Source organism: Pseudomonas sp. GW456-L13 (genome assembly GCF_017350115.1).
Classification (GTDB): Bacteria; Pseudomonadota; Gammaproteobacteria; order Pseudomonadales; family Pseudomonadaceae; genus Aquipseudomonas; species Aquipseudomonas jessenii.
The window spans coordinates 737,881-760,287 of record NZ_JACNAS010000002.1; the positions used below are offsets into that span (position 1 = coordinate 737,881).

The window sequence follows — 22,407 nt, forward strand, 5'->3', positions numbered from 1 at the left end:
AAAATGATCTTGCAAGGAGGCCTCGATATCAACGCCGCCGGGTTGTAGTTCCGCTTGCAGGTCATGGCGCGAAACGGGAAGCTAGGCCATCAGACACCTGACGGAGTGACCCGCCTTGGATTGGCATACCCTGCTTACCCGCGAACGCCTCGGAAAACCTTTGCACAGCCCGGAAGAACTCGGCCGCAGCCCTTTTCACAAAGACCACGACCGCATCATTTTCTCGGGAGCTTTCCGCCGTCTCGGGCGCAAGACCCAGGTCCATCCGGTGTCCAGCAACGATCACATTCATACGCGCCTGACCCACTCGCTGGAAGTCAGTTGTGTGGGTCGCTCACTGGGCATGCGCGTCGGCGAAACCATCCGCAGGACCCTGCCCGAATGGTGCGAACCCAGCGATCTGGGGATGGTGGTGCAATCGGCCTGCCTGGCACACGACATCGGCAACCCGCCGTTCGGCCATTCCGGTGAAGACGCGATCCGCCATTGGTTCCAGCAAGCCGCCGGCCGTGGCTGGCTGGATGCAATGAGTGAAGCCGAGCGCAATGACTTCCTGAATTTCGAAGGCAATGCCCAAGGCTTTCGGGTACTCACCCAACTTGAGTATCACCAGTTCGACGGCGGCACCCGCCTGACCTATGCAACGCTGGGCACGTACTTGAAGTATCCATGGACGGCCAGGCACGCCGACTCGCTGGGCTACAAGAAACACAAGTTCGGCTGTTATCAGAGCGAGCTGCCACTGCTGGAGCAGATCGCCCAAAAACTCGGCCTGCCACAACTGGAGGAGCAACGCTGGGCGCGGCACCCGCTGGTGTACCTGATGGAGGCCGCCGACGACATCTGCTATGCGCTGATCGACCTGGAAGACGGCCTGGAAATGGAGTTGCTGGAATACGCCGAAGTCGAATCCCTGCTGTTGGGCCTGGTGGGCGATGACTTGCCGGAGACCTATCGCCAGCTCGGTCCGGACGATTCGCGCCGACGCAAACTGGCTATCCTGCGCGGTAAAGCCATCGAGCACTTGACCAATGCTGCGGCCCGCGCCTTCGTCGAGCAACAGGATGCTCTGCTGGCCGGTACACTGCCCGGCGATCTGGTGGAACACATGCACGGTCCCGCCAAGCGTTGCGTGCTCAATGCCAAGGACATGGCCCGCAAAAAAATCTTCCAGGACAAGCGCAAGACCCTGCATGAGATCGGCGCCTACACCACGCTGGAAATCCTGCTCAACGCCTTTTGCGGTGCCGCACTGGAACAGCACAATGGGCGTACACCGTCGTTCAAGAGCCGCCGCATCCTTGACCTGCTGGGCAACAATGCACCCGATCCTCACGGCCCGCTGCACACTTCGTTTTTGCGCATGATTGATTTCATCGCAGGCATGACCGACAGCTATGCCAGTGACATGGCCTTGGAAATGACCGGCCGCGCCAGCCACTGAGGTGTATCGATTGATCAGCCATTACGGCATTCGTTATGGCTGATACCCCCTTCAGCATCCAACTGCACTCAAGTTTCGTCGAATTGCCCTACAGCACATGTCGAGCAAACTGATCGCTTGCCCGGTACTCTCGCGAAACAATCGCCCTCCCTTCCGTTCGACAGATGAAGTGTGCGCCATGGCCGAAGACGATCTACGCATCCTCGTGGTGGAAGACCATCCCTTCCAACTGATAGCCACTCAATGCCTGCTGGAAAGTTATGGCTTCACCCGGCTGACGACCACCGACAGCGCCAAAGGCGCCCTGCTGCAACTGCTCGGGGCCGACCAACCGTTCGACATCCTTTTATGCGATCAATGCCTGCCCGACCTGACGGGACTCGATCTGGTCCGGTTCGCCAGCCAGCGAGGGTTGATCAGGCAGGCGATCATTCTCAGTAGCCTGACGACATCTGAACTGGATGAGCTTGAAAAAACGGCCTCTGAACAGGGGCTGCCATTATTGGGTTATTTGATAAAACCACTGAAACAATCTGAATTTAGAGACTTGTTGACCTCAGCACCACTATAGAAAAAAACATATAAAAACTGACAAACATACATTGAAAAGTTTACAAACAACTTCCATTTAAAGCACACCCGCATGCTGGACTTCTTTCAGCCTTCCTAATAAGAAACCTAGTTAATACGTAGTCCCATTCTTTTTCATCTGTAGGATTTTTCCTATATTGCTGCTACAGACTGGTCAGTTCATGCGTCCCTTCAAGTATCTGAGCTATGGTGCGCGCTTTATTTGAGCTCGCATGGGACTTGATTATGAACTCCGTTTTTATTGTCGACGATCACCCGGTTATCCGCCTTGCCGTTCGAATGTTACTGGAACATGAAGGTTACAAAGTCGTCGGCGAAACTGACAATGGGGTCGATGCCATGCAGATGGTTCGCGAATGCATGCCGGACCTGGTCATTCTCGACATCAGCATTCCAAAACTGGATGGCCTGGAAGTGCTATCCCGATTCAATGCAATGAGCACCCCTCTTAAAACCCTGGTACTGACAGCGCAATGCCCGACACTTTTCGGTATTCGTTGCATGCAATCGGGTGCATCGGGCTATGTCTGCAAACAAGAGGACATCAGTGAACTGGTCAGCGCCATAAAAGCGGTATTTGCAGGTTACAACTATTTTCCGAGCGAGGCTTTGAACCCCATCCGCGGAGATGAAACACGCTGCATGGAACTGGAACTGTTCAAATCCGTAAACGACCGGGAACTGATGGTCCTGCAACTTTTTGCCCAAGGCCGCACAAACAAGGAAATCGCCAAGGGCATGTTTCTGAGCAACAAGACCGTGAGCACCTACAAAAAGCGCCTCATGCAGAAACTCAAAGCCAAATCCCTGGTTGAACTGATCGAGATGGCAAAACGTAACGCACTCGTGTGAGAACCTGGATGCCCAGACGTTTGAAGGTCTATCTGATTCAATTGACCGCAGGTCTATGCGTGAGCACCTCGTTGTTCGGGGCACCGGGCAATGAAAACTACACGCTGCTCAGCCGCTCGAAGGTCGGAGCGCTGGAGGTTCGGCTGGATGAATCCCAGCGACAATGGATAAAACAAAAAAACCAACTGACGCTCGGTACGTCAGCCCCGGACTATCCACCATTCGACCTGACCACCAGTGGTCAGGACTATGAAGGTTTTACCGCCGATTACGCCGGTCTCCTGGAAAAAGTAACCGGTCTGCCCGTCACGGTTCAGCGTTTCGATTCCCGAGGGGCCGCGATCACTGCGCTGGAAAATGGCGAAGTCGATCTGCTCGGCACCGCCAATGGATTCGAAGCTGGCAACGCCGACATTGCACTGTCCATACCTTATGCCGTCGACCAACCCGTATTGGTCACCCGCGAAGGGGAAACACGATCGCTCACCGATGGCCTGGCCGGATTGCGCCTGAGCATGGTGTATCACTACTTGCCACTGGCGGAAGTCAAGGCGTTGTATCCGAAGGCGATCATCACGTCTTATCCGTCCTACCAGAATGCGATCAATGCCGTTGCTTTCGATCAGGCGGACGTGTTTCTCGGTGACACCATTTCAACTCACTACATGATCAACAAGGGGTATCTGAACAACATCCGCATGGCCAACTTCGGCAAACATGAAGCCTTTGGTTTCAGCTTCGCCGTCAACCGGAACAACCCTGAGCTGCTCGGCATCATCAACTCCATGATCACGGCCATCCCCTCCAGTGAACGAGAAAACATCGCCAAACGCTGGAGCGCCGGTAGCGACATTCTGCTGACCGATCAAAAGCTGCAACTCACTGACCGCGAAGAACGCTGGCTGAGCCACCACCCGGTTGTGCGCGTTGTCGTCAACGAAGCCTTTGCGCCACTGACATTTTTCGATAGCAATGGCAATTTTCGCGGGGTCACCGCAGATTTGCTTGAGCTTATCAGGCTGCGTACCGGCTTGCGCTTCGATATCCGGAGCAGTCGAAGCGATGACGAGATGATCAAACAGATCAAGGACAACAAGGTAGATGTGATCGCCGCGTTGCTCCCCAGTGCCGAACGTCAAACCCAGCTGAACTTTACCCGCCCCTTTCTGGAAAATTCCTACGTCCTGCTGACCCGCAAGGCCGCCGACAGCTCGACCAACCTCGCGCAGCTACAGGACAAGCGCCTGGCCATTGCCCGCGGCAATCCAATCATCGATTACCTGCGCAGAGAGTTTCCCCGAATCAATTTGATCGAAACCCCGGACACCTTCAGCGCCGTGGAGTTGCTCGCCGAAGGCCAGGCAGAGGGCGCGGTGAACTCACTGGTCATTGCCAATTACTTTATTTCCTCGCGGCTGTTCGAGCACACATTGCAAATCAGCACCACCATCGGCACCGAGCAGGCAGCGTTTTCCCTTGCCACCGCTCGGGGCGCCAAAGAGCTGAACGCCATTCTCGACAAGGCATTGCTGAGCATCTCGCCGGAAGAACTGGGCATCATCAACAGTCGCTGGCGCGGCTATTCGGCGTCCTCGCAAAGCACCTGGCGCAACTATCAAAGACTGTTCTACCAAATCGTCATCGGTGCCGGCGTGCTATTGCTGATTTCCATTGCGTGGAACGACTACATGCGACGCCAGATCAAGCAGCGCAAGGCCGCCGAGCGTGCGCTGAACGACCAGTTCGAGTTCATGCGATCGCTGGTCAATGGCACGCCCCATCCGATCTACGTACGTGATCGCCAGGGGCTGCTGCAAAGTTGCAACGACAGTTACCTGCAAGCGTTCTGCGCCCGGCGTGAAGATGTCATTGGCAAAAGCGTCATGCAGGGATCGATGAGCAATGTGTTCGAAGCCCGGGAGTACCAGGCCGACTACCAGCGCGTAGTGGCCGAGGGCAGACCGTTGATCGTCGATCGCGAGCTGCACATTGGTGGCCGGCGGCTGACGATCTATCACTGGATTCTTCCCTATCGGGATTCCAGCGCAAAAGTGCAAGGCATTATCGGTGGCTGGATCGACATCAGCGAACGGCGGCAACTGCTCGACGATCTGCGTTGCGCGAAAGAACGCGCCGATAACGCCAACCGGGCCAAAAGCACGTTTTTGGCCACGATGAGCCATGAGATCCGCACGCCGATGAATGCAATCATCGGCATGCTTGAACTGACACTCAAGCGTCTTGATCATCAGCACCCGGAGCGTCCGGCCATCGATGTCGCGTACAACTCGGCGAATGGGTTGCTGGAATTGATCGGCGACATTCTCGACATCGCCAGAATCGAATCAGGACGCTTGAGCCTGACTCCGGAGCGGGTTGATCCGGGTGAACTTGTGACCTCGGTCGTGCGGATTTTCGAAGGTCTGGCCCGACAGAAGGAACTCGAGCTGATGCTGGAGTTTTCATCGGCGAACCCGACCTTCGATGTATTGCTGGACCCATTGCGCTTCAAACAGGTGCTGTCCAACCTGATCAGCAATGCCATCAAGTTTACCGAGCAAGGCCAGGTCCGGGTCATTGTCGACCTGCACCCGGCAACGCAACCTGAGCATGTGCAGATGCGGGTGCAGGTTCACGACAGTGGTATCGGGATCAGCGAACAGGATCAACAACGCCTGTTCGAACCCTTCGCTCAGGCCGACCATGCCATGCAATCGGCCAGGGGAGGCGCAGGGCTGGGGCTGGTGATCAGCCGAAATCTCTGCGAGATGATGGGCGGCAGTCTGCAATTGCGCAGCGAGCCGGGCATCGGTACCCAAGTGGAGGTGTTGCTGCAGCTGGAAACGTTGCCGCTGCAACAGTCGGCCCGTGCGGTCGAAACCCAAGTCGTCGTCGCCACAACCCCATTGAATGTTCTGGTAGTCGACGATCACTCGGCCAATCGATTGCTCACATGCCAGCAACTAGAGTTTCTTGGACATCGATTTACCGTCGCGGCCGATGGACAGGAGGGATTGGAGGCATGGAAGGACCAGCCTTTTGATCTGGTGATCGCCGATTGCAACATGCCGGTCATGAACGGTTATGAGCTTGCCCGTGCCATTCGCCAGCATGAGCGACAACTCCATCGTCCTCCCTGCACCGTTCTCGGCTTTACCGCCAACGCCCAACCGGAAGAAATACAACGCTGCAAACAGGCCGGAATGGACGACTGCCTGTTCAAACCCCTCAGCCTCGGAGCCTTGAGTCAATGGGTGCAAGGCATTGAACCAACCCATGTAGCCCCGGCGTTCAGCCTTCACGGGTTGAAACTGCTGACCGGGGGCAACCCGAAATTGAACCGACGATTGCTGAACGAGTTGGTGAACAGCAACCGCCAGGATCTGCCAACGCTGCTGTCGCTATCCAGCTCTGGGGATACGCAAGCGCTGCAGGACATTGCCCACAAAATCAAAGGCGCAGCCCGGATAGTACAAGCCTCCCGACTGATCGACCGCTGCGAGGCACTCGAAGCCGCCTGTCATGAGGATTCCGATCGCGAAAAAGTGGCCGGATGCTGCAAATCCATGGAGCGCACCATGCTCGAACTGGAGGACGCGTTGCTACGTCAGATCGAGCATTACGACGAAGGCAAACTGCCAGAGCCTTAACTATGCTTGGTCCCTCAGCGGTGTGTTGACCATCATGGAGAAACCCGCAATGCCTGACCCACTGCGCACGGATCCACGCCGGTTTCCGCTGCATGTCCATATCAGCGTGATGTTCACCTTTTTGCTGTTGCTGACCGGGGCGGTGCTGGGGCTTTTCAACTACCGGCAAACCACACAGATCATCTTGTCCAGCAGCGAAAAACTCTTCAACCGCATTGAGCAGGATGTCCGCCTGGACCTGCACGCGACCTATGACCCCATTCGTCATCTGTTGAGCCTGCTGGCACTCAATCCGGCGGGCCAGTCCCCTGATCTGGAACAGCGCCTGGCACTGCTCGAACCGTTCAGCCAGTCACTCGAGGACAACCCCAACCTGGCTTCACTGTACCTGGGCTACGACAATGGTGACTTTTTCATGGTCCGCCCGCTGCGCACCCCGGAAGTCAAAGCCCTGGTCAAGGCTCCGGATACGGCGGTTTTCCAAGTCTGGAGCATCGAGCACGACAGCAACGGCCAGCCCCACTCCCAGTCGTTGTTTTTCGACCGGAACCTGGCACTTGTCAGCCGTCAGGACAACCTGAACGACACGTACGACCCACGCAACCGCGCCTGGTTCACCAGCGCCCGCGGCGACAACGACCAGATCACGACCGAACCCTATATCTTCTTTTCCACCCACAACATCGGCACGACGCTGGCACGACGCAGCGGCGACAAGGCAATCCTGGCCGCCGACCTGACTCTGGCCGAACTCAGCGCGACCCTGGCCAAGCACGTCGTGACCCCCAGTACCGAAATCGTGCTGTTCGACGCCGAAGGCAATGCCATTGCCTACCCCGACAGCCGCAAGCTGATCATCGATGATCAGACGTCCCGCCTGGTCAAGGCGGCGGACCTGAGCCCCGGCCTGGACGCATTGCTCAACAGCCCCCCTCGGGGCAGTCGCCTGAACGCCGACGGCCGGCAGTGGATCGTGGCCCGCAGCAGCATGCAGGAAGGCGGCCCCCAAGGCCTGCAATTGGCGCTGCTGGTACCGGAAGACGAGTTGCTCGTCGACGCTTACCGGATGCGCTGGCAGGGTGCGTTGATTACCCTGGCAACCTTGCTGTTATGCGTGCCGCTGGGTTGGCTGACATCAAGAATCCTGGTCAAACCCTTGCGCGCCCTGGTGCAGGAGGCCGATGCGATTCGCAGTTTCGATTTCAATTTTCCGCTTTCCCGTCGCTCGCCGGTGCTCGAAGTCGACCAGTTGAGTGTGTCGATGGCACGAATGAAAGACACCCTGGCGAGCTTCTTCCAGATCACTGACAGCCTCAGCGCCGAAACCCGTTTCGCCCCGCTGCTGGAACGGGTGTTGTTTGAAACCGTGAAAATCGGCCAGGCCCAGGCCGGCCTGATCTATCTGCGCGAAGGTGATGGCGAGCACATGAAACCCCACGGACTGGTCATCAATAACACCGCCGAAAACCTGCAAGACTTCGACATCTGCGGACACTCGCTCGAGAACCCGCAAAGCCCCCCATGGCTGCACCAGTTGGCCAACGTCGACAATGTCGTCAGCAACCTGGGGTTCGAGCAGGCGGGTGATCTGCAGAAAATCCTGCTCGCGCTGGAAAGTCCTCGGGTCCATCTGATCGGGATCCGCCTGCACAATCGCCACAACGAAACCGTGGGTCTGCTGGTGTTGCTCTTAGCCGACAGCGGCGAGCAGAGCGATCTGGACAAGCTGCGGCCGGACCGCATTGCGTTTCTCCAGGCGGTGTCCGGCGCGGCTGCCGTGTGCATCGAAAGCCAGCGCCTGCAAGCCCGGCAAAAACAGCTGCTGGACGCCTTCATTCAACTGCTGGCCGGCGCCATCGACGCCAAAAGCCCCTACACCGGCGGCCATTGCCAGCGCGTGCCGGAACTGACCCTGATGCTCGCCCAAGCGGCGGCAGCGAGCCAGGAACCCGCCTTCAGCGCCTATCAGCCGACCGAAGATGAATGGGAGGCACTGCACATCGCCGCCTGGCTGCACGATTGCGGCAAGGTCACCACCCCGGAATATGTCGTCGACAAAGCCACGAAGCTGGAAACCCTGACCGATCGTATCCACGAAATCCGTACCCGCTTCGAGGTACTCAAGTGCGATGCCTGGATCAGCTACTGGCGGGGCATTGCCCTGGGCGGTGACGAGCAACCGTTGGCGGAACTGCGCAATGCCAGCCTGGCCGGGCTCGATGATGATTTCGCCTTCGTTGCCCGCTGCAATCTCGGCGGCGAAGCCATGGCCGACGCTGACCTGCAACGCCTGCGCCGCCTGGCTGAACGAACCTGGACCCGGACCCTGGATGACCGGCTGGGCGTGTCCTGGGAAGAAAACCGGCGTCAGGCCCGAACGCCCGCCCCCAACCTGCCCGTCAGCGAACCGTTACTGGCGGACAAACCCGAGCACCTGTTCGAACGCAGCGAAAACGAAGTGATACCGCAAGACAATCCCCTGGGCTTCAAGCTCGACGTTCCGCCCCACAAATACAACCGGGGCGAGTTGTACAACCTGAGCATTGTCCGGGGCACCCTGACGAGCGAGGAGCGGTATGTCATCAATAACCACATCGTTCAGACGATACTGATGCTCAACCATCTGCCGTTCCCCGAGCACTTGCGCAGCGTCGCGGAAATAGCCGGCGGGCACCACGAAAAAATGGACGGCACCGGGTATCCGAAACGCTTGAAGCGAGAAGAAATGAGCTTGCCGGCGCGGATGATGGCGATTGCCGATATTTTCGAAGCGTTGACGGCCGCCGACCGCCCCTACAAAAAAGCCAAGACCTTGAGCGAGGCGCTGGGCATCATGGCGTTCATGTGCCGTGATGCCCACATCGACCCGGAGCTGTTCGGGCTGTTCATCAAGGCACAGATCTATTTGCAGTACGCCAGGCGCTTCCTCGACCCCGAGCAGATCGATGCGGTGGACGCGTCGGGCCTGCTGACCAAGGCCGGCCTGGCGTCTTGATCAGCAGTCGGTCAGGCGCAGGAAAATCGCCGCCAGCTGTTCGATTCCAGCCTGGTCCTGCGCGGTGAAGCGCGCGAGTTTCGGACTGTCGAGGTCGAGCACACCGATCAATCGGCCGTCCTTGACCAACGGCACCACCAGTTCGCTGTTCGAGGCGCTGTCGCAAGCAATGTGACCGGGAAAAGCGTGCACATCTTCGACTCGTTGAGTCTGCAGGGTGGCTGCCGCCGCCCCGCAAACGCCACGACCGAACGGAATCCGCACGCAAGCGATCTGCCCCTGAAACGGGCCCAGCACCAGTTCTTCATTACGGTTGAGGTAAAAACCGGCCCAGTTCAAATCATCGAGTTGATTGAACAGAAACGCCGAGAACTGTGCGGCATTGGCGATGAAATCCCGCTCGTCCGCCAGCAATGATTCCAGCTGCGCGTGTAGCATGCCGTAGCCTTCGAGGCCCTGGCCGCTCTTTTGTAAATCGATCATGCCTTGTGCTCCAACAGTTTCAGCCCGACCCAGTAACGGGCAAATTGATAGGCGCAACGCCCATTGCGGTTGCCTCGGCCGGTGGCCCAGCGTACCGCCAGAATGTCCAGCTCTTCGGTGCGCTGCCACGCCAGTCCGGCCTTGCCGGCCAACTGGCCGATCCAGTGCTCGACGACGTCGAGGAAGTGTTCCTGGGTAAACGGATAGAACGACAACCACAGGCCGAAGCGGTCCGACAGTGCGATCTTGTCTTCCACTGCCTCGCTCGGATGCAGTTCGCCGTCGACCCGTTTCCAGTTTTCGTTGTCACTTTCCTTTTCCGGCACCAGGTGGCGACGGTTGGACGTGGCGTACAACAAAACGTTGTCCGGCGCCTGTTCCAGGGAGCCATCAAGGACGCTCTTGAGCACTCGGTAATCCCCCTCGCCCGACTCGAACGAGAGATCATCGCAAAACAGCACGAAACGCTGGGGCAGTTTGCCGATCTGTTCGACCACCCGCGGCAGGTCTGCCAGGTGATCACGTTCAATCTCGATCAAGCGCAAACCGGCGTGAGCGTGTTCGGCCAACAAGGCGCGCACCAGCGACGACTTGCCGGTGCCGCGCGAGCCCCAGAGCAAGGCATGGTTGGCTGGCATGCCGTCAAGGAATTGCCGGGTATTGCGCCCAAGCTGCTCGACTTGCCGGTCGACGCCGATCAGGTCCGACAAACGCATGTCGAGGCTGACCTCCAGCGGCATCAGATAACCGCCGCGCGACTCACGCTGCCAGCGCGCGGCCAGGCACTGCGTCCAGTCGATGGCTGGCCGTGGTGCCGGCAGCAACGGCTCGATACGGGCCAGAACGGCATCGGCGCGTTCAAGAAAAGCATTCAATCGGGAATCCACGACTTCTCCTCGGGCACGTTCACAGTAATGATGGTGATACAGCGACGAAACACAGCGTCACACAAGCGGCTACCCCCGCGGTACAGCCCTCGCGAGAACATCAGCAGGCAGGCATGATCGACTATGCTTGAGCAGCGAAAGGAAACGGAAGTGGTTCACCCCCCCATGGACATCAAATTCACCAACCGGCTGTCATTCAAGCAAGCCCGGCTTACCGTGCTGGTCGGTTTCATTCTGGGCACGCTGCTCAGCCTGCTGCAAATAGGCATCGATTATGCCAGTGAAGACGCCTCCATCAATCGTGAAATCCTTTCATTGCTGGAAATCAGCCACAACCCGGCCTCACGAATCGCCTACAACATCGACGCCGAACTCGCCAAGGAACTGACCCTGGGCCTGCTGCGCTCGCCAGCGATCATTAGCGCAAAACTGATCGACAACAACGGCACCGTGCTGGCCAACGTCAAGCGACCCGGTGTGGAAAACGGTTACAGGATGCTCAGTGACTTCCTGTTCGGCGCCAGCCGACAGTTCGAAGACCGGCTTTACCTGGATAATTTACCCAACGAATCCCTGGGTACGCTGCGGCTGAAAGTCGATACTTACGCCTTCGGCAACCGGTTCCTGCGCCGGGCCGAAGTGACCCTGCTCAATGGTTTCGCCCGCAGCCTGCTGCTGTCCGGCATCCTGCTGGCGCTGTTCTATGTGATGCTGACCAAACCCCTGGTGCGGGTCATCCGTGAACTCAGCGGTCGCGACCCGAGCAGCACCGAGCCGACCTCGCTGGAGTGTCCCGCCGGGCACGCCAACGATGAGATCGGCGTGCTGGTCAAGGCTGCCAACCAGCAATTCAGGAACATCGCCACCGAAATCCAGCAGCGGCGCAATGCGGAAAACCGCCTGACCGAATATCTTGGCCAACTGGAAAACATCGTCTCGGCCCGCACTGCCGAACTCAAGGCGATCAACGACCGGCTGAGCCAATCCAACGAGGAACTGGAAGCCGCCCGCAGCACAGCACTGGACATGGCCGAAGCCCGCTCGGTGTTCCTGGCCAACATGAGCCATGAAATCCGCACGCCCCTCAATGGCTTGCTCGGGATGATCGCGCTATCCCTCGACGGACCGCTCAATGCCGAACAACAGCAGCAACTGTCGATCGCCCATGACTCGGGTAAAGTGCTGGTGGAATTGCTCAACGATATTCTCGATTTGTCGAAGTTCGATGCCGGCCAACTCGAACTCGAACACATCCCCTTCGACCTGGGCTCGCTGATCGAAGACACCGCCAACCTGTTGTCGCAGAACGCCGCCCCCAGCGTCGAACTGACCTGCCTGATCGATCCGCATTTCCCGGCACTGGTGCTCGGCGATCCGACCCGGGTGCGGCAGATCGTCAGTAACCTGCTGTCCAACGCCCTCAAGTTCACCCGTTTCGGGCGGGTCGACGTACGCCTGTCGACGTTTGGCGACGGCGTCAGAATCGAAGTCTGCGACACCGGCATCGGCATCCCTCAGGAGGCGCAGGTCAAGATCCTCCAGCCTTTCACCCAGGCCGGTGCCGGCATTACCCGTCAATTTGGCGGCACCGGGCTGGGCCTGGCCCTGACCTATAACCTTTGCGAAGCCATGCAGGGGCGTCTGACCATCAGCTCCGAGGCAGGTTTTGGCAGCCAGTTCTGCGCGGAGTTGCCATTGCCCAGCCATACCCGTGCAATGCCAGCTGTTTCGCTCAGGGGCAAAGTCATTGCCATCACGGCCGCCAGCAGCGGACTGGGGGAACTGTTGAACAGCCTGTTGCCTGTCTGGGGGCTGGACTATGAACGGCGTTCCATGGATGACCCATTGCTTGGCCTGGCAGCCGACGTGCTCATCACCGACTGCCCCGAATGCCTGTTCAGTTTGCGCCCCACCCTCAGCGCGCCAATCCTGCTGATCACCGCGTATGGCAACTTCATGCCCAGCGAAGAGGTCAACGCACTCGCCCCCTTGCAACAGCAGGCCCGCCCTTTGGCCCGCAGTATGCTACTTCAAACGTTGCGCAGGATCCTGCAACCGCAAACCCAACCGGTCAACGAGGCTCGACTCGACACACAATGTCCGCAACGTCGCGGGCGCGTGCTGTTAGTGGAAGACAACCCGGTCAACCAGTTGGTGGCCAAGGGCATGCTCGGCAAACTCGGCTGCGAGGTCACCACCGCCGCTCATGGTGGCGAGGCACTGGATCAACTCGAGCAACGGGATTTCGACCTGGTGCTGATGGACTGCAACATGCCGGTAATGGACGGCTATGAAGCCAGCCGGCAAATCCGCCGCAGCGGACGCTGGCCACAACTGCCCATCGTTGCCCTGACGGCCAACGCCATGTCGGAGGAGCGTGAACGCTGTCGTGCCGCGGGCATGAGTGACTACCTGGCCAAACCCTTCCGGCGCGAAGAACTGGCCGCCCTGCTGGACCTGTGGATCCCCGCTATGACAGCGCCTTGATCTGCCCCAACAGGTGATCGAGGCCATCGCGCAATTCGTTGAGACGATTCAGATCGACCCCGCTGTCGCACAACAGGCGCGCCTTGAGTGGCCCAACCTGTTCGCGCAAGGCCGTGCCGGCTGGCGACAGGCTCAAGTGCACTTCACGTTCATCGCGCGCCGAACGCTGACGCTGCACCAGTTGCAGTTGTTCCAGGCGCTTGAGCAAGGGTGTCAGCGTGCCGGAATCCAGAGCCAAACGCTCGCCCAATGCCTTGACGGTCGGTTGCTCCGGGGTCGCTTCCTGCCACTCCCATAAAACCAGCATCGCCAGGTACTGAGGGTAAGTCAGGCCCAACTGATCGAGCATTGGCTTGTAGCCGCGAATCACCGCCCGGGATGCCGCGTACAGCTTGAAGCACAACTGGCTGTCGAGCTTCAGGGAATCAACTGACAAGGTGTTCATTTGAGCAGGGCTTCGATCTCGCGGGTCAGGTCCTGCGGCTTGGTCGCCGGAGCGAAGCGCTTGACCAGTTGCCCGTCCTTGCCGATCAGGAACTTGGTGAAGTTCCACTTGATGCCCTGGGAACCCAGCACCCCCGGTGCGCGCTTTTTCAATTGCACGAACAGCGGATGGGCATCGGCACCATTGACGTCGATCTTTTTGAACAGCGGGAAGCTGACACCGAAGTTCAGCTCGCAAAACTCGGAGATCGCCCCTTCATTGCCCGGCTCTTGCTTGCCGAACTGGTTGCAGGGAAAGCCGAGCACCACCAGACCCTGGTCCTTGTAGGTCTGCCACAGCTCTTCCAGGCCTTTGTACTGCGGAGTGAAACCGCACTTGCTGGCCGTGTTGACCACCAACACGGCTTTGCCGGCGAAATCCGCCAGGGTCTTTTGCTCACCCTTGATCGTGGTGCAAGGAATGCTCAGCAGGTTGTCGCTCATGTTTGAGGTTCCGATTGAATGGAAGAGACAACAAAATAGCGAGCAATTGAATTGTGTGCAATTTAAATTATCGAACGCCAATCCACTGTAGGAGCGCGCTTGCTCGCGATGGACCAGAGAACAACTCGGGGCACCAGGCTTCCCGCGTTATCGTTGACGACCATCGCGAGCAGGCTCGCTCCTACAGGGCTCGCATTACACGCGCGGCACGAGGTCCAGGCACACCGAATTGATGCAGTAACGCAGGCCCGTTGGCGGCGGGCCGTCGGGAAAAACGTGCCCCAGGTGCGCGTCGCATTTGGCGCAGACCACTTCGGTGCGGATCATGCCGTGGCTGACATCACGGATTTCGGTCATGGCGCTGTCGCCGATTGGCGCGTAGAAGCTCGGCCAGCCGCAACCCGAGTCGAACTTGGTTTTGGAGTCGAACAGCGGCTCGTTACAGCAGATGCAGTGGTAGATACCGTCGGTCTTGGTGGCGTTGTACTTGCCGGAAAACGGTCGTTCGGTGCCTTTGAGGCGGCACACGTTGTACTGCTCCGGGTCGAGCATCGCCTTCCATTCTTCCAGGGTTTTTTCCAACTTTTCCATCATCACACCTCAGCGGCTGAAAAAGCCCGATCTGTACCTTTTCCACGGATCGGGCGGCACGTATGATTGCGCCTCGTCAAACGCCAGTCTGGCAGCCAGACCACGCGCATTCAAACGGAAATATGGGTGCTGCATCTCAAGGCGTCAGGCCTGTGTGAATACGCAGGATTCCCAGCACGGCTGCCCAAACGCCGTCTGGATCGTTCATTTTCGGGAACACATCGCCATGCAGGTCAGCAAATCGAACAAGCTCGCCAACGTCTGCTACGACATTCGCGGCCCGGTGCTCAAGCACGCCAAGCGCCTGGAAGAGGAAGGCCATCGCATCCTCAAGCTGAACATCGGCAACCCGGCGCCCTTTGGTTTCGAAGCACCGGATGAAATCCTCCAGGACGTAATCCGCAACCTGCCGACCGCCCAGGGCTACAGCGATTCCAAGGGCCTGTTCAGTGCGCGCAAGGCCGTCATGCAGTACTACCAGCAAAAGCAGGTGGAAGGCGTCGGCATTGAAGACATCTACCTGGGCAACGGCGTTTCCGAACTGATCGTGATGTCGATGCAGGCCCTGCTCAACAACGGCGACGAAGTGCTGGTGCCAGCGCCGGACTATCCGTTGTGGACCGCAGCGGTAAGCCTATCGGGCGGTAACCCGGTGCATTACCTGTGCGACGAGCAAGCCAACTGGTGGCCAGACCTGGCCGACATCAAGGCCAAGATCACCCCGAACACCAAGGCCCTGGTAATCATCAACCCGAACAACCCGACCGGCGCGGTGTACTCCAAAGAAGTCCTGCTGGGCATGCTGGAACTGGCTCGCCAGCACAATCTGGTGGTGTTCTCCGACGAGATCTACGACAAGATCCTCTACGATGACGCCGTGCACATCTGCACCGCCTCCCTGGCGCCGGACCTGCTCTGCCTGACCTTCAACGGCCTGTCCAAGTCCTATCGCGTGGCCGGTTTCCGTTCCGGCTGGATCGCCATCTCCGGCCCGAAACACCACGCCCAGAGCTACATCGAAGGCATCGACATGCTGGCCAACATGCGCCTGTGTGCCAACGTGCCGAGCCAGCATGCGATCCAGACCGCCCTGGGTGGCTATCAGAGCATCAATGACCTGGTGCTGCCCCAGGGCCGCCTGCTGGAGCAACGCAACCGCACCTGGGAGTTGCTCAACGACATTCCGGGCGTGAGCTGCGTCAAGCCGATGGGGGCGCTGTATGCATTCCCGCGGATCGACCCCAAGGTCTGCCCGATCCATAACGACGAAAAATTCGTCCTCGACCTGCTGCTCTCCGAGAAGCTGCTGGTGGTTCAAGGCACCGCTTTCAACTGGCCATGGCCAGACCACTTCCGCGTCGTGACCCTGCCCCGTGTCGATGACCTGGAGATGGCTATCGGACGCATTGGCGGCTTCCTGAAGTCCTACCGCCAGTAAGCGATCTGTCACCGTGCGACGTTCCCGAACGTCGCACGGTGATTCATCCGGCAACATTTGTTTGCATTGCGCCACTGACAGCCGCCTTGACCGCTGCCGGATCGCGCCTTGCCTGCTCGCGCCTAACAAAGGCGGGGCCTTCGACATGAATTGACTGACAAACACTTCCCGCATACTTGTCGGAAATGCCCTGCAAGCAGCTAGACTGTTGCCGTAGGACACAGTTTGAAATAGTCACCCGGTTGAATACCCCGGTGCAGCACCTTATATACCCCGCAGTACGCCACATCTTTAGCATGAGGAGATTTCTACAACCATGATGCGCATCCTGCTGTTCTTGGCCACTAACCTGGCGGTCGTGCTGATTGCCAGCATCACCCTGAGCCTTTTCGGCTTCAACGGGTTCATGGCGGCCAATGGGGTTGACCTTAACCTCAATCAGCTGCTGATCTTCTGTGCGGTCTTTGGTTTCGCAGGTTCGCTGTTCTCGCTGTTCATCTCCAAGTGGATGGCGAAGATGAGCACCAGCACCCAGATCATCACCCAGCCACGCACCCGTCACGAGCAATGGCTGCTGCAAACCGTCGAGCAACTGTCTCGCGAAGCCGGGATCAAGATGCCCGAAGTCGGTATCTTCCCGGCCTACGAGGCGAACGCCTTCGCCACCGGCTGGAACAAGAACGACGCATTGGTCGCGGTCAGCCAGGGATTGCTCGAGCGCTTCTCGCCGGATGAAGTGAAAGCCGTCCTGGCCCACGAAATCGGTCACGTGGCCAATGGTGACATGGTCACCCTGGCGTTGATCCAGGGCGTGGTGAACACCTTCGTGATGTTCTTCGCACGGATCATCGGCAATTTCGTCGACAAGGTGATCTTCAAGAACGAAGAAGGCCAGGGTATTGCCTACTACGTGGCGACCATCTTCGCCGAACTGGTTCTGGGCATCCTGGCCAGCGCCATCGTCATGTGGTTCTCGCGCAAGCGTGAATTCCGTGCCGACGAAGCCGGTGCAAACCTGGCCGGCACCGCCGCGATGATTGGCGCCCTGCAACGTCTGCGGGCGGAACAAGGATTGCCGGTGCACATGCCCGACACCCTGAACGCCTTCGGCATCAACGGTGGCATCAAGCAAGGGTTCGCTCGCATGTTCATGAGCCACCCGCCGCTGGAAGAGCGCATCGACGCTCTGGCTCGTCGTCGGGGCTAATACACTCCACAGCAAAGCAAAAGGCCCGCAGCGATGCGGGCCTTTTTTTGTCTGCAGATTGCCGCGGTGCTCATTCTGGCCTCATCGCGAGCAAGCTCGCTCCCACACAGGTTCTGAGTCGCACACAAATTCACTGTGGGAGCGAGCTTGCTCGCGATGAGGCCAGTACAGCCAGCCACTATTACCGACTGGAAACCCGATAAACCCGCTCCTCAAGCCGCGTGACACCCGCCTCCAGGAATTTCCCGCTCTCGCTCAACACATCCTGATCTTCCAGGATCTTCAGCGCCCATGAGTCCCCGAACAACCGCCGCACCTCATCATCGAGCACAGCAAACGGCGGGCCGGGCATTTGCGCCTGGTCATAGTCCAGGGTAATCACCAGGCCGTGGGACTCCTTCGGCAATATCCGCTTCAAATGGGCGGCGTAGCGCTCTCGCATTTCCGCCGGCAGCGCGATCAACGCCGCGCGATCATAAAGCGCGGAGCAGTCGGCCACATCGCCTGCCGTCAGCTCGAAGAAATCGCCGCACCACAGCTCAATGGAACCTGCCCGATAAACCTTGAACGGCCCCTGCTCACTGATGGCCGGATCAAAGCCATGTTCGCTGAAAAACTCCTCGATGGCTTTTTCCGACAGTTCGACCCCCAAGACCTCATGGCCTTGATGGGCGAGCCATAGCAAATCCAGGCTTTTTCCACATAACGGCACCAACACGCGTGTGCCTTCTTCAAGGCTTAACGCCGGCCAGAACCGCTTCAGATGAGGGTTCACCTGCGGCAGATGAAAGCCGATCTGGTTCGCCGCCCATTTCTTGTGCCAAAACTCCGGCTGCATAAATAACCCCGAAAATTCGATCAAAACACTCTAAAACTTATATTAGATTTAGATTAATGATCTGACTGAAGATGTTGCATCTTAACTCTCAGGAGCTCATTCATGTTCCCCAGCCTGTACATATCCCACGGCTCCCCCATGCTCGCCCTGGAACCCGGCGCCAGCGGGCCGGCACTTGCCCGCCTGGCCACCGAGATACCGAAGCCCAAGGCCATCGTGATTGTTTCCGCGCACTGGGAAAGCAATGAGCTGCTGGTCAGCGGCAATCCACAACCGGAAACCTGGCATGACTTCGGCGGCTTCCCCAAAGCCCTGTTCGAAGTCCAGTACCCGGCTCCCGGTGACCCACGACTCGCCGCCGAGGTTGCCGAACTATTGAAAACCGCTGGCTTTGCTGCACGTATCGACAGCAATCGGCCTTTTGACCATGGCGTCTGGGTGCCTTTATCGCTGATGTATCCGCTGGCAGACATCCCGATTGTCCAGGTCTCATTGCCCACCCGTGGCGGTCCCGCCCTGCAGACCCGTGTTGGCCACGCGCTGGCCAGCCTGCGCGAGCATGGCGTCCTGCTGATCGGCTCCGGCAGCATCACTCACAACCTGCGGGAACTGGACTGGCATGCCGGCCCCGAGAGCATTGAGCCCTGGGCCCTGGCGTTTCGCGACTGGATGATCGACAAACTCGCAGCGAACGACGAAGCCGCGCTGCACGACTATCGCGCGCAGGCGCCAAACGCTGTACGCAATCATCCGAGTGATGAGCACTTGTTGCCGTTGTACTTTGCCCGCGCCGCTGGCGGGCAGTTCAGCGTTGCTCACCAAGGGTTCACCATGGGAGCGCTGGGCATGGATATTTACCGTTTCGGCTGACAGACCGACCGAGTCGCCCCCATCGCGAGCAGGCTCGCTCCCACATTTGATCTGCGGCACCTGTGGGAGCGAGCCTGCTCGCGAATGCCGCACCGCCGATTGAAAGGCAAAAAAAATCCCCGAACCAGTCGGGGATTTTTTATGTTCGATCAATCAGCCCGAGAGCGGATCAATCTTCGCGGTAGCGACGCAGCTTCAACTGCTTACCGGCAACGCGAGTGTCCTTCAGCTTGGTCAGCAACTTCTCCAGACCATCTTCCGGCAGCTCGACGAGGCTGAAGCTGTCACGCACCTGGATGCGACCGATCGCTTCACGCGCCAGGCCACCTTCGTTGAGGATGGCGCCCAGCAGGTTCTTGGCGGCGATACCGTCACGCGCGCCCAGCGCGGTACGGCAACGTGCACGACCTTCGCCCAGTGGCATCGGAGCGCGACGCTCGCGGTCACCACGCTCAGGACGATCACCGGAACGCTCTGGACGATCGCCACGCGGTGCATTGTTCGGCACCAGTGGACGCTCTTTCTCGATAGCGGCCAGGTTCAGCGCTTGACCATTGGTAGCCTTGCGCAGCAGGGCTGCGGCCAGGGCACGCGGGCTGCAACCGATGTCGGCGGTCAGGCGATCGAGCAGATCACCGTGGGTCGATTCGGCTTCAGCCACCAGCGGCGACAGGCTGTTGGTCAGCTTCTTGATGCGCGCATCCAGAACGGCTTGAGCGTCCGGCAGGCGAACTTCAGCAACCTTTTGACCGGTTACACGCTCGATCACTTGCAGCATGCGGCGCTCACGCGGAGTCACCAGCAGCAGTGCACGACCTTCGCGACCGGCACGGCCGGTACGGCCGATACGGTGAACGTAGGACTCTGGATCGTACGGCATGTCAACGTTGAACACGTGAGTGATGCGCGGAACGTCCAGGCCACGAGCCGCAACGTCGGTCGCCACAACGATGTCCAGACGGCCATCCTTGAGGGAGTCGATCACACGCTCACGCTGGTTCTGGGCGATGTCACCGTTCAGCGCAGCGGCTTTGTAGCCTTTGGCTTCCAGGGCACTGGCCAGGTCCAGGGTCGCTTGCTTGGTGCGCACGAACATGATCAGGGCGTCGAAATCTTCCACTTCCAGCAAGCTGAGAACGGCCGAAGTCTTCTGGTCAGCGTGAACCAGCAGGTGAGCCTGCTCGATCGCGGTAACGGTCTGGGTCTTGCTCTGAATCTTGACGTGCTTCGGATCGCGCAGGTGGCGTTCGGCGATGGCACGGATCGATTGAGGCAAGGTGGCCGAGAACAGTACGGTCTGACGGGTTTCCGGCATGGCCTTGAAGATGACTTCCAGGTCGTCCATGAAGCCCAGCTTGAGCATTTCGTCGGCTTCGTCGAGAACCAGGTGGTTCACGGTCGCCAGTACTTTTTCGTCGCGACGCAGGTGGTCGCACAGACGGCCCGGAGTGGCGACAACGATTTGTGCGCCATTACGGATTGCTTTCAGTTGTGGGCCCATCGGCGCGCCGCCGTAGACAGCCACAACAGTCACGCCCGGCATTTGCTTGGCGTAGGTTTCGAAAGCGGTTGCAACTTGTAGCGCCAACTCACGAGTTGGGGCCAGGATCAGAGCTTGCGGCTCGCGCTTGGACGGATCAATGCGGTGCAGAATTGGCAGGGCAAAGGCAGCGGTTTTACCGGTACCGGTTTGCGCCTGACCAATCATATCGTGACCGGCGAGAATGATCGGGATCGACTGCTGCTGAATGGCCGAAGGCTCTTCATAGCCGGTAGCGACTACTGCAGCGACAATATTTGGATGAAGTTCAAGAGCGGCGAAGCCGCCGATTTCCTGGGTCATGGGTCTGCCTCTAAGTGCATCCGCAAAGACCCATGCTCCAAAGCTGCACATGCCGTGTTGAGACTCAAGAGTCGCCCTGGCAGCTTTGTCGGCGGGGATTTGCGAAAACGAATGAATGAAAAGAATCGTCAAGGAAGAGTCCGCTGGGCGGACGTGCAGCCGAAGCTGGCTTCGGGGAATTGCGCTACCTAAACGCGGCCCGGTTAAAGGCCGGCGCGCACTATACCGGAATTCGCCCAAAAAGGGAGCTTTTTTTATCGGAAATCCACCGGATACACCGTTGTGTAACAGGCTTTGCGAATAATCGGTCAGCCGTCTATTTTTCAAAGGCCCGGCCTTGCGGGTGATGGCGCTAAAACGGTTCACCCTTTACCGTGCAGACCGCCGGTCTGGCACGCCTTTCCCACCCCGAGGAACGCTCCATGAATCAGCCCAGCTCCAGTCGAGTCAGCCGCGAACGGCATGGTCATGTGTTCCTGATAGGTCTGGATCGGGTGGCCAAGCGCAATGCCTTCGATCTCGACCTGCTCAACGCGTTGAGCCTGGCCTATGGCGAGTTCGAAGCCGACAGCGAGGCGCGGGTGGCGGTGTTGTTCGCTCATGGCGAACACTTCACCGCCGGGCTCGACCTGGTCAATGCCAGCGTCACACTGACAGATGGCTGGCAGGTTCCACCCGGCGGCTGTGATCCGTGGGCGGTGTTCGCAGGTCCCAGGGTCAGCAAACCGGTAATCGTCGCCGCCCAGGGCTACTGCCTGACCATCGGCATCGAGTTGATGCTGGCCGCCGACATCAACCTGTGCGCCAGCAACACCCGGTTCGCGCAGATGGAAGTGCAACGCGGAATCTTCCCGTTCGGCGGCGCCACCCTGCGCCTGCATCAAGTGGCCGGCTGGGGCAATGCCATGCGCTGGTTGTTGACCGGTGATGAATTCGATGCCCGTGATGCCTTGCACCTGGGTCTGGTACAGGAGGTCATGGCCAGTGAGGACTTGCTGCCCCGGGCGATTGAACTGGCCGAACGGATCGCCCGTCAGGCACCGCTTGGGGTGCAGGCGACGCTGATGTCTGCGCGACAGGCCCGGTATGAAGGGGAAACCGCGGCGGCACAGGCGTTGCCGCAGCTAGTCAAGAAGTTGATGGCTACCGAGGACGTCAAGGAAGGTGTGCGGTCGATGGTGGAGCGGCGGCCGGGCGTGTTCAAAGGGCTTTAGCCTTGTATTGCCAGTAAGAAAGCTATCGCGAGCAAGCTCGCTCCCACAGGGGATCGCGGTCAAATGTGGGAGCGAGCCTGCTCGCGATAG

At 58.9% G+C, this 22,407-nt stretch carries 17 protein-coding genes; 10 read left to right on the forward strand and 7 right to left on the reverse strand.

The window, feature by feature from the left end; translation table 11 throughout:
* Positions 1 to 115 precede the first annotated feature (115 nt).
* The 5 genes from J4D25_RS17370 (at position 116) to J4D25_RS17390 (ending at position 9,532) form a co-directional block, all read left to right on the forward strand.
* Positions 116 to 1,444: a deoxyguanosinetriphosphate triphosphohydrolase gene (locus tag J4D25_RS17370; RefSeq protein ID WP_057713833.1), complete on the forward strand. Its 1,329-nt coding sequence runs from the start codon at positions 116 to 118 to the stop codon at positions 1,442 to 1,444.
* 178 nt (positions 1,445 to 1,622) lie between these two features.
* Positions 1,623 to 2,015: a response regulator gene (locus J4D25_RS17375; protein ID WP_057713832.1), complete on the forward strand. Its 393-nt coding sequence runs from the start codon at positions 1,623 to 1,625 to the stop codon at positions 2,013 to 2,015.
* A gap of 245 nt (positions 2,016 to 2,260) precedes the next feature.
* On the forward strand, positions 2,261 to 2,887 hold the full coding sequence (locus J4D25_RS17380) for a response regulator transcription factor (RefSeq protein ID WP_057713831.1): 627 nt from the start codon (positions 2,261 to 2,263) through the stop codon (positions 2,885 to 2,887).
* 8 nt (positions 2,888 to 2,895) lie between these two features.
* Positions 2,896 to 6,537 (forward strand): transporter substrate-binding domain-containing protein, encoded by a 3,642-nt coding sequence (locus J4D25_RS17385; protein ID WP_057713830.1) that lies wholly within the window; start codon positions 2,896 to 2,898, stop codon positions 6,535 to 6,537.
* Between the two features lie 49 nt (positions 6,538 to 6,586).
* A complete protein-coding gene (locus J4D25_RS17390; protein WP_057713829.1) occupies positions 6,587 to 9,532 on the forward strand; it encodes an HD domain-containing phosphohydrolase in 2,946 nt (981 codons plus the stop codon).
* Here the strand turns inward: J4D25_RS17390 and J4D25_RS17395 are convergent, their stop codons facing one another.
* A complete protein-coding gene (locus J4D25_RS17395) occupies positions 9,533 to 10,015 on the reverse strand; it encodes a GAF domain-containing protein (RefSeq protein WP_057713828.1) in 483 nt (160 codons plus the stop codon).
* Positions 10,012 to 10,902: an ATP-binding protein gene (locus J4D25_RS17400; protein WP_057713827.1), complete on the reverse strand. Its 891-nt coding sequence runs from the start codon at positions 10,900 to 10,902 to the stop codon at positions 10,012 to 10,014. The genes J4D25_RS17395 and J4D25_RS17400 overlap by 4 nt, the downstream gene beginning before the upstream one ends.
* Before the next feature lie 123 nt (positions 10,903 to 11,025).
* On the opposite strand from J4D25_RS17400, the gene J4D25_RS17405 reads away from it, so the two are divergent.
* Positions 11,026 to 13,389: a response regulator gene (locus J4D25_RS17405; RefSeq protein WP_079246729.1), complete on the forward strand. Its 2,364-nt coding sequence runs from the start codon at positions 11,026 to 11,028 to the stop codon at positions 13,387 to 13,389.
* Here the strand turns inward: J4D25_RS17405 and J4D25_RS17410 are convergent.
* From J4D25_RS17410 to msrB, 3 genes are all read right to left on the reverse strand, one after another.
* Positions 13,373 to 13,834 carry a MarR family winged helix-turn-helix transcriptional regulator gene (locus J4D25_RS17410; RefSeq protein WP_057713825.1) on the reverse strand — a complete coding sequence of 154 codons (462 nt, stop codon included), beginning with the start codon at positions 13,832 to 13,834 and terminating at the stop codon, positions 13,373 to 13,375. The two genes, J4D25_RS17405 and J4D25_RS17410, sit on opposite strands and share 17 nt — an antisense overlap.
* On the reverse strand, positions 13,831 to 14,316 hold the full coding sequence (locus J4D25_RS17415) for a glutathione peroxidase (RefSeq protein ID WP_056727098.1): 486 nt from the start codon (positions 14,314 to 14,316) through the stop codon (positions 13,831 to 13,833). Before J4D25_RS17415 ends, J4D25_RS17410 begins: the two co-directional genes overlap by 4 nt.
* Positions 14,317 to 14,511: 195 nt before the next feature.
* Positions 14,512 to 14,907, reverse strand: a complete 396-nt coding sequence (gene msrB / locus J4D25_RS17420; RefSeq protein WP_057716578.1) for a peptide-methionine (R)-S-oxide reductase MsrB — start codon at positions 14,905 to 14,907, stop codon at positions 14,512 to 14,514.
* Between the two features lie 226 nt (positions 14,908 to 15,133).
* Between msrB and J4D25_RS17425 the strand changes: the two genes are divergently transcribed.
* Positions 15,134 to 16,345 (forward strand): pyridoxal phosphate-dependent aminotransferase, encoded by a 1,212-nt coding sequence (locus J4D25_RS17425; protein WP_007973513.1) that lies wholly within the window; start codon positions 15,134 to 15,136, stop codon positions 16,343 to 16,345.
* Positions 16,346 to 16,661: 316 nt separating this feature from the next.
* Positions 16,662 to 17,552, forward strand: coding sequence for a protease HtpX (gene htpX, locus J4D25_RS17430; protein ID WP_007973520.1), 891 nt, complete (start codon positions 16,662 to 16,664; stop codon positions 17,550 to 17,552).
* Positions 17,553 to 17,733: 181 nt separating this feature from the next.
* On the opposite strand, the gene J4D25_RS17435 is transcribed toward htpX, so the two are convergent.
* Complete coding sequence (locus tag J4D25_RS17435; RefSeq protein WP_057713824.1) at positions 17,734 to 18,390, reverse strand: thiopurine S-methyltransferase; 657 nt, start codon at positions 18,388 to 18,390, stop codon at positions 17,734 to 17,736.
* A 102-nt stretch (positions 18,391 to 18,492) separates the two neighbouring features.
* Here J4D25_RS17435 and J4D25_RS17440 point away from each other — a divergent pair, with 102 nt between their 5' ends.
* On the forward strand, positions 18,493 to 19,260 hold the full coding sequence (locus J4D25_RS17440; RefSeq protein ID WP_057713823.1) for a class III extradiol ring-cleavage dioxygenase: 768 nt from the start codon (positions 18,493 to 18,495) through the stop codon (positions 19,258 to 19,260).
* A 169-nt stretch (positions 19,261 to 19,429) separates the two neighbouring features.
* Here the strand turns inward: J4D25_RS17440 and J4D25_RS17445 are convergent, their stop codons facing one another.
* A complete protein-coding gene (locus J4D25_RS17445; protein WP_007973525.1) occupies positions 19,430 to 21,103 on the reverse strand; it encodes a DEAD/DEAH box helicase in 1,674 nt (557 codons plus the stop codon).
* A gap of 422 nt (positions 21,104 to 21,525) precedes the next feature.
* Here J4D25_RS17445 and J4D25_RS17450 point away from each other — a divergent pair, with 422 nt between their 5' ends.
* The gene (locus J4D25_RS17450) at positions 21,526 to 22,317 is read left to right on the forward strand and encodes a crotonase/enoyl-CoA hydratase family protein (protein ID WP_057713822.1); all 792 of its coding nucleotides are present in this window, start codon (positions 21,526 to 21,528) and stop codon (positions 22,315 to 22,317) included.
* The last annotated feature ends 90 nt before the right edge of the window (positions 22,318 to 22,407 follow it).

Coding starts and splice junctions, on each gene's coding strand:
- J4D25_RS17450 (WP_057713822.1), top strand. CDS start 21,526: ATGAATCAGCCCAGCTCCAGTCGAGTCAGCCGCGAACGGCATGGTCAT.
- J4D25_RS17445 (WP_007973525.1), bottom strand. CDS start 21,103: ATGACCCAGGAAATCGGCGGCTTCGCCGCTCTTGAACTTCATCCAAAT.
- J4D25_RS17405 (WP_079246729.1), top strand. CDS start 11,026: ATGCTTGAGCAGCGAAAGGAAACGGAAGTGGTTCACCCCCCCATGGAC.
- msrB (WP_057716578.1), bottom strand. CDS start 14,907: ATGGAAAAGTTGGAAAAAACCCTGGAAGAATGGAAGGCGATGCTCGAC.
- J4D25_RS17435 (WP_057713824.1), bottom strand. CDS start 18,390: ATGCAGCCGGAGTTTTGGCACAAGAAATGGGCGGCGAACCAGATCGGC.
- htpX (WP_007973520.1), top strand. CDS start 16,662: ATGATGCGCATCCTGCTGTTCTTGGCCACTAACCTGGCGGTCGTGCTG.
- J4D25_RS17385 (WP_057713830.1), top strand. CDS start 2,896: ATGCCCAGACGTTTGAAGGTCTATCTGATTCAATTGACCGCAGGTCTA.
- J4D25_RS17415 (WP_056727098.1), bottom strand. CDS start 14,316: ATGAGCGACAACCTGCTGAGCATTCCTTGCACCACGATCAAGGGTGAG.
- J4D25_RS17410 (WP_057713825.1), bottom strand. CDS start 13,834: ATGAACACCTTGTCAGTTGATTCCCTGAAGCTCGACAGCCAGTTGTGC.
- J4D25_RS17395 (WP_057713828.1), bottom strand. CDS start 10,015: ATGATCGATTTACAAAAGAGCGGCCAGGGCCTCGAAGGCTACGGCATG.
- J4D25_RS17440 (WP_057713823.1), top strand. CDS start 18,493: ATGTTCCCCAGCCTGTACATATCCCACGGCTCCCCCATGCTCGCCCTG.
- J4D25_RS17380 (WP_057713831.1), top strand. CDS start 2,261: ATGAACTCCGTTTTTATTGTCGACGATCACCCGGTTATCCGCCTTGCC.
- J4D25_RS17425 (WP_007973513.1), top strand. CDS start 15,134: ATGCAGGTCAGCAAATCGAACAAGCTCGCCAACGTCTGCTACGACATT.
- J4D25_RS17390 (WP_057713829.1), top strand. CDS start 6,587: ATGCCTGACCCACTGCGCACGGATCCACGCCGGTTTCCGCTGCATGTC.
- J4D25_RS17375 (WP_057713832.1), top strand. CDS start 1,623: ATGGCCGAAGACGATCTACGCATCCTCGTGGTGGAAGACCATCCCTTC.